Source organism: Enterobacter mori, from assembly GCF_025244905.1.
Classification (GTDB): Bacteria; Pseudomonadota; Gammaproteobacteria; order Enterobacterales; family Enterobacteriaceae; genus Enterobacter; species Enterobacter mori_A.
Genome location: NZ_CP104285.1, coordinates 3,109,316 through 3,123,250 on the forward strand (window position 1 = coordinate 3,109,316; position 13,935 = coordinate 3,123,250).

Consider the following 13,935-nt stretch of genomic DNA (forward strand, 5'->3'; position numbering starts at 1 on the left):
CCCTGCAAGCGCAGCGCCGCTGGGCAAATCACGCCTTCGGGTGATGCACCCGGTGGGTCAGCCCGCGCAGGAAATTACGCAGAAACTGATCGCCGCACTCGCGGTAGTTTTTATGATCCGGCGCGCGCATCATTGCCGTCACTTCCGGTACGGATACGCGGTATTTTTGCTCGGTCATGATCGCGACAATATCGTCCGTTTTCAGCGAGAACGCGATGCGCAGCTTTTTCAGCACCGTGTTGTTGTTCACGCGACGCTCCAGCGCCAGCTCTGGTGCGGCAGGATCTTTGCCACGCTTATCGTAAATCAGGCCGTTCAGGAATCCCGACAGAATAATGTCAGGGCAGCGGACAAACCCCTCTTCGTCTTCTTTGGTCATCCAGGTATCGAAACCCGCAGACGTGGCTTCCATGTCGGACAACGCAAGAATGCGCACCATGTCGTTATTGTTTGCTTTCAGGGTGTAGCGCAGGCTACGAAGAATGTCATTACTAATCATGAGTGCCTTTAACTGTCGATGATGCAATGGCGCGCAGTGTACCAGTTTTACAGACCAATCGCCTCTTTCAAACTCTTCAGGTAGCGACGGCTGACGGGCACCGTTTGCCCGGCACGCAGCACCAGTTCCGCCTGGCCGTTATCTTCCAGGCGGATCTCCTTCAGGTGCGCCATGTTCACCAGATACTGACGATGGCAGCGGATCAGCGGCGTGCGGCTCTCCAGGGTGCGAAGCGTCAGCTCGGTAAAGCCTTCATTTCCCTCCGCGCTGGTGACATATACCCCGCTCAGACGACTGCTGACGAAGGCCACGTCATCCATCTGCAGGAGATAAATGCGGCTGTGCCCGGTGCAGGGGATAAACTTCAGCGGCTGCTGGTTTTCCGGCAGCAGCGTCATATCCTGCACGGTGCGCTCCTGGCGTAAACGGGTGAGCGTTTTATCCAGCCGCTTCTCTTCAATCGGTTTCAGCAGATAATCAAAGGCATGTTCTTCAAATGCCTTCACGGCATACTCATCAAACGCTGTCAGAAAGACGATATAGGGGCGGTGCTCAGGATCAAGCATCCCGACCATCTCCAGCCCGCTGATGCGCGGCATCTGAATGTCGAGAAACAGCACGTCCGGACGCAGTTTGTGCACCGCACCGATAGCCTCAATGGCATTTGCACACTCACCCACCACCTCGATATCACTCTGCTCCTGCAATAGCACTCGCAGGTTTTCCCGTGCCAGCGGCTCATCATCCACAATCAGCACTCTCAGCATGCATTTTTCTCCAGCGGCAGTCGTAAGGTAATACGGGTAAATCGGTCGGGTTCACAGGCAACGGTAATGCCACAGTCGTCACCAAAGTGCGCACGCAGGCGTTTATCCACCAGGCTCATCCCTAACCCTCCCGAGGCGGAAGGGACGTAGAGCCCGGCGTTATCTTCAATATCCAGCACCAGATGGTGGTTAAACTGGGTGGCAGAAATGGTGATCTCCCCGATACCCAGCAGCTGCGACGTGCCGTGTTTGATGGCATTTTCCACGATAGGCTGCAGGGTAAAGGCCGGAAGATGCTGGTACGCCAGCGCGTCCGGGACGGAGAGCGACACCTGCAGGCGAGACTGGAAGCGTGCCTGTTCAATCTGCAGGTATGCGTTAACATGTTCAATCTCGTCGGCCAGGGTCACGATTTCGGAAGGCCGCTTCAGATTCTTGCGGAAAAAGGTCGACAAAAACTGCACCAGCTGCGCGGCCTGATCGCTGTCGCGGCGGATCACCGCCTTCAGCGTATTAAGCGCGTTAAACAGGAAATGCGGATTGACCTGGGCGTGCAGGAGTTTGATCTCTGACTGCGTCAGCAGCGCCTTCTGTCGCTCGTACTGCCCGGCGAGGATTTGCGCGGACAGCAGCTGGGCAATCCCCTCCCCCAGCGTGCGGTTGATAGAGCTGAACAGGCGGTTTTTCGCTTCATAGAGCTTAATCGTCCCCATCACCCGCTGATTTTCACCGCGTAGCGGGATCACCAGCGTCGAGCCAAGTTTGCACTGCGGATGGAGCGAACAGCGGTAGGGGATCTCATTCCCGTCGGCATACACCACTTCACCGGTTTCAATGGCGCGCAGGGTATAGGTTGATGAGATCGGTTTCCCCGGCAGATGGTGGTCGTCTCCGGTACCGGTAAACGCCAGCAGCTTTTCGCGGTCGGTAATGGCGACGGCACCGATATCCAGCTCCTTGTAGAGCACCTGCGCCACCTTCATGCTGTTTTCTTCGTTGAATCCCTGACGCAGGATCCCTTCCGTTGAGGCTGCTACTTTCAGGGCCGTCGCGGAAAACGCCGAGGTGTATTTCTCAAACATGGCACGCTTGTCGAGCAGAATACGCATAAACAGCGCCGCGCCCACGGTATTGGTAACCATCATCGGAGCTGCAATATTGCTAACCAGGTGCAGCGCATCGTCATACGGACGGGCAATCAGCAGGATAATCGCCATCTGCGCCATCTCTGCCACGAAGGTAATCGCACCGGCGGTCAGCGGGCTAAATACCTTATCCGGGCGGCCGCGTTTGATCATGTAGCTGTGGACGAGGCCACCCAGTAGCCCTTCGACGATCGTGGAGATCATACAGCTCAGCGCCGTCATGCCGCCCATGGAATAGCGGTGCAGACCGCCGGTAAGCCCAACAAGGCCGCCGACTACGGGACCGCCAAGCAGGCCGCCCATCACCGCACCGATGGCGCGGGTATTGGCAATGGAATCTTCGATATGGAGGCCAAAGTAAGTCCCCATAATGCAGAAAATGGAGAAGGTCACATAGCAAAGCAGCTTGTGCGGCAGACGGACGGTGACCTGCATCAGCGGAATGAACAGGCGCGTTTTACTCATCAACCATGCGATGACAAGAAACACACACATCTGCTGAAGCAACAACAGCACCAGATTAAACTCGTACATACTGACAAACCGCACATTCTAAAAACGCGTAACATACACTGATGCAGGTAAACTTTCTTTGAAGCGTGCCAAAAAAGCTGCAAATCGTGTTCGTCATCACAGCGTTTGCCGAACATCGTGCATGCTTCGCATTATTTGTTCAAAAAACGATCAACCCTTCCTGGTTCGGCAAAGTGAGTCTACAGTTAAGCTGGGGAAGCGTAAGCCAGGGGGCGAATATGGCGCTTTACACAATAGGTGAAGTGGCACTCCTTTGTGATATCAATCCCGTTACCCTACGGGCGTGGCAGCGAAGGTATGGATTACTCAAACCGCAGAGGACCGACGGTGGGCATCGCCTTTTCAATGAGGCGGATATCGACCGCATTCGCGAAATTAAAAGCTGGATCGACAACGGAGTGCAGGTCGGCAAAGTGAAATCCCTGCTGAGCCACGACGATCCGGACACGCAACACCTCTGGCGCGAACAGCAGGAAACCCTGCTACGACTCCTGCAGGCGGGCAATCTTCAGCGCCTGCGCGCATGGATAAAAGAGCAAGGCCGCGATTATCCGGCACAGACGCTGATCAACCATCTTTTCATTCCGCTCCGTCGACGTTTGCAGTGCCAGCAGTCCACCCTGCAGGCTCTGCTCAGCATGCTCGACGGGGTGCTGATCAACTACATTGCCGTCTGCCTTGCCTCGGCGAAGAACAAGGCCGGAAAAGATGCGCTGGTGGTCGGCTGGAACGTGCACGATACCACCCGCCTGTGGCTGGAAGCGTGGATTGCGACCCAGAAGGGCTGGCGGGTGGATGTCCTGGCGCACTCGCTGGCGCAGCTCAGACCTGAGTTTTTCGATGGCCAGACCCTGCTGGTCTGGTGTGGCGAAGTACCCTCCGCCACGCAGCAACAGCTACTGACGGAATGGCGAGAGAATGGCTACCCGGTTTATTCCCTTGGCCCGGATGAACCATAACGGCATTTAATGGTTCATTAACAGCTGCGCTTCACCGTATAATTGTTCCGTTAACAACAGGAGCACATGATGAAGGCAACTAAACTGGCGGTAATTACCCTTTTTGTCCTGATGGCCGTAAGCGGTATCGGCGGCGTGATGCTGGCGGGTTACTCGTTTATCGTCCGTGGCGGTGTCGGCTGAGAAACAGCGCCAGGCGTTCGAAAAGGCGATCGACTACAATCGCCGCCAGCGCAACCAGTAGCGCGCCCTGAATAATGTAGGCCGTATTAAATCCGCTTAAGCCGATAATAATCGGCGTTCCCAGCGTGTTTGCCCCCACCGTCGAGGCGATTGTCGCCGTACCGATGTTGATAATCACCGACGTGCGGATCCCGGCGATAATGACCGGTGCCGCGAGCGGCAGTTCAACTTTGCGCAACCGCTGCCAGGCACTCATGCCCATCCCTTCTGCTACGCTCAGCACCGACGCAGGCACCGCCGCAATACCGGCCAGGGTTCCCTGAAGTATCGGCAACACTCCGTATAAAATCAGCGCAATAATCGCCGGTTGCTGACCAAAGCCAATTACCGGTACCGCAATCGCCAGCACCGCCACCGGCGGAAACGTCTGACCGATCGCCGCAATCGTCTCCACCAGCGGGCGAAACTCGCGTCCCGATGGCCTTGTTACCGCGATCCCCGCCCCCACGCCGAGCACGATGGCAATGATGCTTGAGATCGCCACCAGCCAGGCGTGCGCCAGCGCAAGGTTGATAAAACTCTCCTGCTGGTAGACCGGTCGTGGCAGGCCAGGAAAGAGCGAACTGAACAGTGCCGCGCTGTGCGGCATCAGAAAGAGCAGGCCGACGAAGAGCAGCGCCAGCCAGAACAGCGGATCACGCATGACCTTCACGGGTCACCTCCCCGGCCAGCAGATCGCGAAAGTGCAATGCCCCACAGGTTGTTCCCTGGCTGTTGGTCACCGGCAGGATCTCACATTGTCTGGCGACGAAAGCAGACAGCGCATCCCGCAGGCTCATCTGCTCCTGCAACGGTTCACCGCTTAGCGGTGCATCCTGCCGGCGCATGTAATCGCCAACGGTGCGCAAAGAGAGCAGCCTGACGCCCAGCTCGCTGCGACCAAAAAATTCGCGCACAAAGTCGTTCTTCGGTTGGCTCAACAGCGCAAGCGGCGTGCCCTGCTGTACCACCTCGCCGTGGTCCATCAGCACCAGATGGTCAGCCAGGCGCAGCGCCTCATCAATGTCGTGTGTCACAAGGATAATGGTGCGCCCCAGAATGCGGTGGATGCGGGTCATCTCCGCCTGCAGCGCGGCGCGTGTGACCGGATCCAGCGCGCCAAAAGGTTCATCCATCAGCAACACCTGGGGATTGGCCGCCAGCGCGCGCGCGACCCCAACCCGCTGCTGCTGCCCGCCGGAAAGCTGGTGCGGGTAGCGGTCACGCAGTGTCGGCTCTAATCCCAGCAGGGCCATCAGCTCATCCACCCGCGCATGGGTTTTCGCCCGCGTCCATTTTTCCAACTGCAGCACGGTGGCGATGTTCTGCGCCACCGTCCAGTGGGGAAACAGCCCGATGGACTGAATGGCGTAGCCCATACGACGGCGCAGCTCTAGCACCGGCAGACTGCGGATCTCTTCCCCGGCAAAGCGAATCTGCCCGCTGTCGTGCTCCACCAGCCGGTTGATCATCTTCAGGGTGGTGGATTTTCCCGACCCCGATGTGCCTATCAATACCGAAAACGCCCCTTCTGCAAAATGCAGGTTCAGGTGGCTTGCCGCCGGGCGACCGGCAAAGGTTTTACTGACATCATGAAATTCAATCATTGGCTCTTCTCCCGAGCAGCGCGAGCCACAGGGCAAATAACGCATCCAATACAACCGACAGCGCGATGGTGGGCACCACGCCCAACAGGACCAGGTCCAGCGCGCTGCTGAGCAGCCCCTGGAAGACCAGCGCACCAAAACCGCCCGCGCCGATGAGCGCTGCAATCACCGCCATCCCCACGGTTTGCACCGTCACCACCCGCAGGCTGCGAATTAACAGCGGAAGCGCAAGAGGTAACTGTATTTTCCAGAAACACTGCCGCGCGCTCATTCCCATCGCATGGGCGCTTTCCAGCACGTCCGGCGCAACCTGGCTTAAGCCCGCCACCACACCGCGCACCAGCGGCAGTAGCGCATACAGCACCAGCGCGATCAGCGCGGGCGTGAGCCCGGTACCGGCAATGCCGATTTCCCCCAACGCGGGAAATGACCTCGCCAGACCGGCCAGCGGAGCAATGAGCAATCCAAACAGGGCCACGGAAGGAACCGTCTGAATGACGTTGAGAACGGTGAACACGCTCCCCTGGCGCGCCGGATGGCGATAGCACCAGATACCCAGCGGGACGCCCAGAAGCAGCGCCGGGAAAAGCGTGCCGAAGAGGATCGTCAGATGTTGCGAGAGCGCATCATCAAACACCTCCTGACGATTGGCGTACTCTTTTAACAACGAGAGATTATTCAGCTCACCGCTAAACAGGAGGATCAGAGGGATGAGCCAGATTTGCGCGTTTAGCAGCCAACGCCAGACGGGCGCTGGCGTCAGGCGGCGAATGGCATCGCTACAGGCCAGCAGGCAGAGCGCCAGCCACAACCACAAACCGCTGCCGATGGACGTACGCGCCAGCGGGCTTTCCGCAGACATCATGAGCGTCGCCGACTGCCCTGCGCTCCAGAACAGCCCTAAAAAAAGGGCTTCACAGAGGAGCAACGTCAGCCATTGCGCGGCACGTCCTGACCAGAGCGATAAGACGACGGCCGCGCCCAGCGCCACCGCCAGCAGCGCGGGCGAAAACGACCAGATCTGCCAGAGTGCGCGCCCTTCACCCGACATCAGGCGGTTAGGCGCGACATTCACAAAAGGTAACGCGACCGCCGCGATGGCCACACAGGCCAACAGCAGCAGCACGCGATTATGACATTGTATTGGCACAGCTTTATCCTGTTACTTCACAAGCCCTTGTTGTTTCAGGAAGTCGGCCGCCACTTTTTTGGCATCCAGTCCCTCAACGGCAATGCTGGCGTTCAGCTGCTGCAGCGTTTTTTCATCCAGTTTTTCAAAGACCGGCTTGAGCCATTCTGCAATATCCGGGTAGGCTTTCAGCACCGCTTCGCGCACTACCGGGGTCGGGGCGTAAATCGGCTGGACGCCTTTCGGGTCGGTCAGGGTTTGCAGTCCAAGGGCCGCAACCGGGCCGTCGGTGCCGTAGGCCATCGCGGCATTTACGCCGGAGGTTTGCTGCGCCGCGGCTTTGATGGTCACTGCCGTATCACCGCCTGCCAGAGAGAGCAGTTGAGCCTGATCAAGCTTGAAGCCGTAGGCTTTTTCGAAAGCAGGCAGCGCATCAGGACGTTCGATAAATTCAGCCGACGCAGCGAGTTTGAAATCGCCCTTCTCTTTCAGGTAGCGGCTGAGATCCGCGAGCGAGGTCAGCTTGCCCTTCTCCGCCACGTCCTTACGCACCGCGATAGTCCAGGTATTGTTCGCAGGCGCAGGCGTCAACCAGACCAGTTTGTTCTGATCTGCGTCCAGTTTTTTGACTTTTTCATACCCGGCGTTGGCGTTTTTCCATGCCGGATCGTTTTCATCTTTGAAGAAGAATGCGCCGTTGCCGGTGTATTCCGGGTAGATATCCAGCTCGCCGGAGGTAATCGCACCGCGCACGACGGGCGTTGTACCGAGCTGAACTTTATTGACCGTTTTGACCCCGTGGCTCTCAAGCACCTGCAAAATAATATTGCCGAGCAGCGCCCCTTCGGTATCAATCTTTGATCCCACTTTGACAGGCTCAGCCGCCTGAAGCGGCAGGCTAAGCGCGGCCAGTAACACCGCAGAGCCCAACATCCCCTTTTTAATCGTCATTCCGCCGTCCTCATTTTTTTATCGCCTTTTTCAGAGGCTTGAGAGAAAAGCGTAGCTTAAAACGGCGTGTTTAACCGTCAAAATGCCTTTTTAGCATAAGGTAAGATGCATCCCCCGTGAGGTGGGGGATGCGAAGGAAGGGAAGTTTACTGCAGTTCGAACTCGCCTCTATTCACCCGGGCGGAATCCACGCCGATAAAGACGTTGAACTTGCCGGGTTCCACAACGTATTTCATCTGCTGGTTCCAGAACTTCAGCGCATCGACGTCGATCGGGAAGCTAACGGTTTTGGTTTCGCCCGGTTTCAGGTTGACCTTTTCAAAGCCGCGCAGCTGCTTCACCGGACGGCTCATGGACGCGGTAACATCCTGAACGTACATCTGCATCACCGTTGCGCCTTCACGCTTGCCAGTGTTGGTCACGTCCACGCTGGCGGTGACCTTGCCGTCACGCTTCATCACAGGCGCTGACATTTTTACGTCAGAGACCTTAAAGGTGGTGTAGCTCAGACCGTAACCAAACGGATACAGCGGGCCGTTGGCTTCGTCGAAGTAGCGAGAGGTGTACTTGTTCGGCTTGTCAGCGTTATACGGACGACCGGTGTTCAGGTGGCTGTAGTACACCGGGATCTGCCCGACGGAGCGCGGGAAGGACATTGGCAGCTTGCCCGACGGGTTGTAATCGCCAAACAGCACGTCGGCAATGGCGTTACCGCCTTCGGTACCGGCGAACCAGGTTTCCAGAATAGCATCAGCCTGCTGGTCTTCTTTCACCAGCGCCAGCGGACGGCCGTTCATCAGCACCAGCACCAGCGGTTTGCCGGTCGCTTTCAGGGCGGCTATCAGATCGCGCTGGCTTTGCGGAATAGTGATATCGGTACGGCTGGAGGCCTCGTGCGCCATCCCCTGCGCTTCACCCACGACCGCGACAACGATGTCAGACGTCTTCGCCGCCTTAACCGCTTCGTCAATCATCTCTTTCGGCGTGCGCGGATCCACCTTCACCGCTTCCTCGTACTGATTGAGGAAGGTAACGATGTCTTTGTCGTTAGTGACGTTCGCCCCTTTGGCGTACACCACTTTCGCGTTTTCACCGACGGCGCTCTTAATGCCGGTCAGCACGGTCACGGACTGATCGGCCACGCCCGCGGCAGACCAGCTGCCCATCACGTCGCGCTTGCTGTCGGCCAGCGGGCCCACCACGGCGATGGTGCCGGATTTTTTCAGCGGCAGCGTGTCGAGACGGTTTTTCAGCAGCACCAGGCTTTCCCGCGCCACGTCACGCGCCTCTTTGCGGTGCAGGCGGCTTTCGGCGTTGGTATCGGCCGGGTCAGACTCTTTCGGGCCCAGGTGGCTGTACGGATCGTTAAACAGCCCCATGTCGTATTTCACGTTCAGCACGTGACGCGTGGCATCGTCCAGCTCCGCCATCGTCACCTTGCCGCTCTTCACCAGCCCCGGCAGGTATTTGCTGTAGTACTCGTCGCTCATGCTCATGTTGATGCCGGACTTGAGCGCCACACGCACCGCGTCTTCCGGATCGGACGCCGTGCCGTGTTTGATCAGCTCTTTGATTGCGCCGTGGTCAGAGACGGTAATGCCCTTGAAGCCCCACTGGTCGCGCAGCACGTCTTTCAGCAGCCAGGAATCGGAAGTCGCAGGCGTGCCGTTCAGCGAGTTCAGCGCCACCATCACCGCGCCGCTACCCGCATCCAGCCCTGCCTTGTACGGCGGCATGTAGTCGTTGAACAGGCGCTGCGGGCTCATGTCGACGGTGTTGTACTCTTTACCGCCTTCAACCGCGCCGTAGGCCGCAAAATGCTTCACGCTGGTCATCACCGAGTAGCGGTCCGCCGGGCTTTTGCCCTGCATCGCTTCCACCATGGTTTTCCCCATTGTGGCCGTTAAATACGTATCTTCACCGAAGCCTTCCGACGCGCGGCCCCAGCGCGGATCGCGGGAGACGTCGACCATTGGCGCCCAGGTCATGTTCAGGCCGTCGTCCGCCGCTTCATACGCCGACACGCGCCCGACGGTTTTCACCGCGTCGAGGTTAAAGGAGGAGGCTAACCCGAGGCTAATCGGGAAGACGGTACGCTGGCCGTGCAGAACGTCATAGGCAAAGAAGAGAGGGATCTTCAGGCGGCTGAGTTCCATCACCTGATCCTGCATTTTACGGATATCCTGACGGGTGACGGTGTTAAAAATCGCCCCCACCTGGCTCTCTTTAATCATCTCACGGATGGCCTCTTTCGGGTTATCTGGGCCGACGCTGATCAGACGCAGCTGGCCGATTTTCTCATCGACCGTCATCTTTTTGAGCAATTCCGTGACAAACGCGTCTCGGGCTTCAGGCGTGAGCGGATGATTACCAAACAAATCCTCTGCGAGCGCAGGTTGCAGCGCCAGGCTGACGGCGACACCTACAGAACATAGCCATTTCATGTCGTTATACTCTCTCATCAATAACCGCCGGACGATCTCGGCCATACCGTGCGAAAAGCGCAGTGTGCCACAAACCCTTTGAACCTTGCAGGGTTATTCTCTGATTTTTCTCGTGAATACTCGACCGCTTAACAGTTAATCGCGCTATGCTTTAGAGCGAGAAATTTGCCCCACCACAAGGAGTGGAAGATGTCTTCTGTTCGAACTGACGATAACAATACTTTTATTAACGAACTGTCGCGCCTGGTTGGTCACTCTCACCTGCTTACTGACCCGGCTAAAACCGCCCGCTACCGCAAGGGTTTCCGTTCCGGCCAGGGCGACGCGCTGGCGGTGGTCTTCCCCGGCACGCTGCTGGAGCTGTGGCGCGTGCTGAGCGCCTGCGTCGCCGCCGACAAGATTATTTTAATGCAGGCCGCCAATACCGGCCTGACCGAGGGCTCCACGCCGAACGGCAATGATTACGATCGTGACATCGTCATTATCAGCACCCTGCGCCTCGACAAACTTCACCTGCTGGACAAAGGCGAACAGGTACTCGCCTTCCCCGGCACCACGCTCTACTCCCTCGAAAAAGCGCTTAAGCCGCTGGGACGCGAGCCGCACTCGGTGATCGGCTCGTCGTGCATTGGCGCGTCGGTGATCGGCGGGATCTGCAATAACTCCGGCGGCTCGCTGGTGCAGCGCGGCCCGGCGTATACCGAGATGTCGCTGTATGCCCGCATCGACGAAAACGGCAAGCTGACGCTGGTGAACCATCTGGGTATCGATCTTGGCGTGACGCCAGAGCAGATCCTGAGCAAGCTTGACGATGACCGCGTGAAGGACGAAGACGTTCAGCACGATGGCCGCCACGCGCACGATCATGATTACGTCACTCGCGTGCGGGATATCGAAGCCGACACCCCGGCGCGCTATAACGCTGACCCGGACCGCCTGTTTGAATCCTCCGGCTGCGCGGGCAAGCTGGCCGTTTTTGCCGTACGCCTTGATACCTTCCCGGCAGAGAAAAAGCAGCAGGTGTTTTACATCGGCACCAATCAGCCTGAGGTGCTGACAGAGATACGCCGTCATATTCTGGGCGAATTCACCCATCTGCCGGTGGCGGGCGAATATATGCACCGGGATATTTACGACATCGCCGAACGCTACGGGAAAGACACCTTCCTGATGATCGACAAGCTCGGCACCGATAAAATGCCGTTCTTCTTCACTATGAAGGGCCGCACCGACGCGATGCTCGATAAAGTGTCGCTGTTCAAACCGCACTTCACCGACCGCTTTATGCAGAAGCTGGGCACCGTTTTCCCGGCGCATCTGCCGGAGCGCATGAAAACCTGGCGCGATAAGTACGAACATCACCTGCTGCTGAAAATGGCCGGGGACGGAATTGCCGAAGCGCAGAGCTGGCTCACCGAGTTCTTCAAGACGGCTGAGGGTGATTTCTTTGCCTGCACGCCGGAAGAAGGCAGCAAAGCCTTCCTGCACCGTTTCGCCGCGGCGGGTGCCGCCATCCGCTATCAGGCGGTGCATTCCGACGAGGTGGAAGATATTCTGGCGCTGGATATCGCCCTGCGACGCAACGATACCGAATGGTTTGAGCACCTGCCGCCGGAGATCGACAGCAAACTGGTGCACAAGCTCTATTACGGCCACTTTATGTGTTACGTCTTCCATCAGGATTACATCGTTAAAAAAGGCGTTGACGCGCACGCGCTGAAAGAGCAGATGCTCGCCCTGTTACATGAACGTGGCGCACAATATCCTGCAGAACACAACGTCGGGCATCTTTATAAAGCCCCTGACGCACTTAAGCAGTTTTATCGCGAGAATGACCCTACAAATAGCATGAACCCCGGCATTGGTAAGACAACGCGGAAGAAATACTGGAAAGAAGAGGCAGATGCGGAGCAGCCCATAACGCAAGCATCTGATTAATTCATACAGCCATATTTGAGAGATTGTTAAGCGCTCCTTAATCGTACTAGAGTAGCGATCTGTCGCCGGAGAGACGTTTCTCCGGCATTCTACGATGAGGAGCGGGCACATCATGTCGGCTGTAGATATTTTATCCGAAACCGAGCTGGAAGTGCGCGATGCCCTTCCCGATGATGTGCATGCCATTGCCGCGATCTACGCCTGGCATGTACTTCACGGGCGCGCGTCATTTGAAGAAGTCCCCCCGACCATTGACGAAATGCGTCATCGCATGAAAAGCGTGGCTGAGAACGGTTTGCCGTGGCTTATCGCGCTGTACCGCGGCATTGTGGTGGGCTACTGCTATGCCACCCCTTACCGGCCGCGACACGCCTACCGCTATACCCTGGAAGAGTCGATTTACGTGGATGCCAGCACCACGGGCCGTGGATTCGGCTCAACGTTGCTGAACGCGCTGATCGCACGCTGCGAGCAGGGGCCGTGGCGGCAGATGATTGCCGTTGTGGGTGACGGGAACAACAATTCAGGATCGCTGCGCTTACATAAAAAGCACGGTTTTGATGTCGTGGGTCAATTGCGAAGCGTTGGGTATAAGAAAGGCGACTGGCGGGATACGTTGATAATGCAGCGCCCGCTCAACGACGGTGACTGGACGCTGCCGGAGTAGGCGCTTTCGCCCGGTGGCGCTTCGCTTACCGGGCCTACGTGTCGAGGTCTTTGTAGGCCGGGTAAGGCGAAGCCGCCACCCGGCGCGCACAAACGGCTCAGTCGTTCTGCGCCGTCGCCATCTGTTCTGCTTTCTGCTTTTTATACGTCAGCGCCGCGGCCGGAACCGGCTGCACTTTCCCGGTCTCAATCCACGTACGCAGGCGGCTGGCATCTGCGAAGTGGGTATATTTGCCGAAGGCATCCATCACCACCAGCGCCACCGGCTTACCGTTAAACACGGTGCGCATCACCAGGCAGTGACCTGCCGCATTGGTAAACCCGGTTTTGGTTAACTGAATATTCCAGTTCTCACGATACACCAGATGGTTAGTGTTGCGGAAAGGCAGCGTGTATGACGGGTTAGAGAACGTCGCCATGTCCTCGCGCGTGGTGCTGAGCTGACCGAGCAGCGGGTATTGCTTGCTGGCAATCAGCATCTTCGTCAGGTCGCGCGCCGTTGAGACGTTATGAATCGACAGCCCGGTGGGCTCCACGTAGCGGGTGTTGGTCATCCCCAGCGATTTGGCTTTAGCATTCATCGCGCGAATAAACGCATCATAGCCGCCCGGATAGTGGTGCGCCAGGCTGGCTGCCGCGCGGTTTTCGGACGACATCAGCGCCAGCAGCAGCATATCCTTTCGGCTGATTTCACTGTTCAGACGCACGCGGGAGTAGACGCCTTTCATTTCCGGCGTGTGGCTGATATCGACCTTCAGTTTTTCATCCAGCGGCAGTCGTGCATCAAGCACCACCATCGCGGTCATTAATTTGGTAATGGAGGCGATTGGTCGCACCAGATCAGGGTGGCTGGCATAGATCACTTTATTGGTGTTGAGATCGACGATCATCGCACTGCCGGAGGCAATCTGCGGTTGTGCCGCCGCGGAGGTCACCGCAGGCGTTTTAGCGATGGCTGGCGCGGCAACGGACGCACCCAGCAGCAGCGCCAGGCTCAATAATGAAACTCGGAATTTCAGCATGGTGAGACTTCTGATAATTATTCACGCACGTAATGACGTACACCGCCTGCGT

Annotated in this window: 13 protein-coding genes; 4 read left to right on the top strand and 9 right to left on the bottom strand. The window is 57.6% G+C overall.

The features are described from left to right. Window positions 1-28 precede the first annotated feature (28 nt). The 3 genes from N2K86_RS14675 to N2K86_RS14685 are packed head-to-tail and all read right to left on the bottom strand — an operon-like array spanning window position 29 to window position 2,945. Window positions 29-499, bottom strand: a complete 471-nt coding sequence (locus N2K86_RS14675) for a DUF1456 family protein (RefSeq protein ID WP_010433625.1) — start codon at window positions 497-499, stop codon at window positions 29-31. 47 nt (window positions 500-546) lie between these two features. Then, on the bottom strand, window positions 547-1,266 hold the full coding sequence (btsR, locus tag N2K86_RS14680) for a two-component system response regulator BtsR (protein WP_100165889.1): 720 nt from the start codon (window positions 1,264-1,266) through the stop codon (window positions 547-549). Next, entirely contained in the window at window positions 1,260-2,945 is a 1,686-nt protein-coding gene (locus N2K86_RS14685) for a sensor histidine kinase (protein ID WP_260659093.1), read from the bottom strand. The genes btsR and N2K86_RS14685 overlap by 7 nt, the downstream gene beginning before the upstream one ends. Before the next feature lie 218 nt (window positions 2,946-3,163). On the opposite strand from N2K86_RS14685, the gene mlrA reads away from it, so the two are divergent. Together mlrA and N2K86_RS14695 are read left to right on the top strand one after the other, a co-directional pair. Next, window positions 3,164-3,904 carry an HTH-type transcriptional regulator MlrA gene (gene mlrA, locus N2K86_RS14690; protein WP_260661699.1) on the top strand — a complete coding sequence of 247 codons (741 nt, stop codon included), beginning with the start codon at window positions 3,164-3,166 and terminating at the stop codon, window positions 3,902-3,904. A gap of 69 nt (window positions 3,905-3,973) precedes the next feature. Continuing rightward, window positions 3,974-4,087: a protein YohO gene (locus tag N2K86_RS14695; RefSeq protein ID WP_010433613.1), complete on the top strand. Its 114-nt coding sequence runs from the start codon at window positions 3,974-3,976 to the stop codon at window positions 4,085-4,087. Here N2K86_RS14695 and N2K86_RS14700 read toward each other — a convergent pair. The 5 genes from N2K86_RS14700 to bglX all read right to left on the bottom strand — a co-directional run bounded on the left by N2K86_RS14700 (window position 4,062) and on the right by bglX (window position 10,257). Then, window positions 4,062-4,799 carry an ABC transporter permease gene (locus N2K86_RS14700; protein ID WP_260659094.1) on the bottom strand — a complete coding sequence of 246 codons (738 nt, stop codon included), beginning with the start codon at window positions 4,797-4,799 and terminating at the stop codon, window positions 4,062-4,064. The two genes, N2K86_RS14695 and N2K86_RS14700, sit on opposite strands and share 26 nt — an antisense overlap. Further along, the gene (locus tag N2K86_RS14705) at window positions 4,783-5,733 is read right to left on the bottom strand and encodes an ABC transporter ATP-binding protein (RefSeq protein ID WP_260659095.1); all 951 of its coding nucleotides are present in this window, start codon (window positions 5,731-5,733) and stop codon (window positions 4,783-4,785) included. The genes N2K86_RS14700 and N2K86_RS14705 overlap by 17 nt, the downstream gene beginning before the upstream one ends. After that, the gene (locus tag N2K86_RS14710; RefSeq protein ID WP_260659096.1) at window positions 5,726-6,883 is read right to left on the bottom strand and encodes an ABC transporter permease; all 1,158 of its coding nucleotides are present in this window, start codon (window positions 6,881-6,883) and stop codon (window positions 5,726-5,728) included. The genes N2K86_RS14705 and N2K86_RS14710 overlap by 8 nt, the downstream gene beginning before the upstream one ends. 12 nt (window positions 6,884-6,895) lie before the next feature. After that, a complete protein-coding gene (osmF, locus tag N2K86_RS14715; protein WP_260659097.1) occupies window positions 6,896-7,813 on the bottom strand; it encodes a glycine betaine ABC transporter substrate-binding protein OsmF in 918 nt (305 codons plus the stop codon). A gap of 146 nt (window positions 7,814-7,959) precedes the next feature. Next, the gene (gene bglX, locus N2K86_RS14720) at window positions 7,960-10,257 is read right to left on the bottom strand and encodes a beta-glucosidase BglX (protein ID WP_260661700.1); all 2,298 of its coding nucleotides are present in this window, start codon (window positions 10,255-10,257) and stop codon (window positions 7,960-7,962) included. Between the two features lie 189 nt (window positions 10,258-10,446). Between bglX and dld the strand changes: the two genes are divergently transcribed. Continuing rightward, window positions 10,447-12,195 carry a D-lactate dehydrogenase gene (dld, locus tag N2K86_RS14725; RefSeq protein ID WP_260659098.1) on the top strand — a complete coding sequence of 583 codons (1,749 nt, stop codon included), beginning with the start codon at window positions 10,447-10,449 and terminating at the stop codon, window positions 12,193-12,195. A 112-nt stretch (window positions 12,196-12,307) separates the two neighbouring features. Next, on the top strand, window positions 12,308-12,862 hold the full coding sequence (locus N2K86_RS14730; protein ID WP_260659099.1) for a GNAT family N-acetyltransferase: 555 nt from the start codon (window positions 12,308-12,310) through the stop codon (window positions 12,860-12,862). 97 nt (window positions 12,863-12,959) lie between these two features. Here N2K86_RS14730 and pbpG read toward each other — a convergent pair whose 3' ends face one another. Further along, window positions 12,960-13,883 (bottom strand): D-alanyl-D-alanine endopeptidase, encoded by a 924-nt coding sequence (pbpG, locus tag N2K86_RS14735; RefSeq protein WP_260659100.1) that lies wholly within the window; start codon window positions 13,881-13,883, stop codon window positions 12,960-12,962. Window positions 13,884-13,935 lie beyond the last annotated feature (52 nt).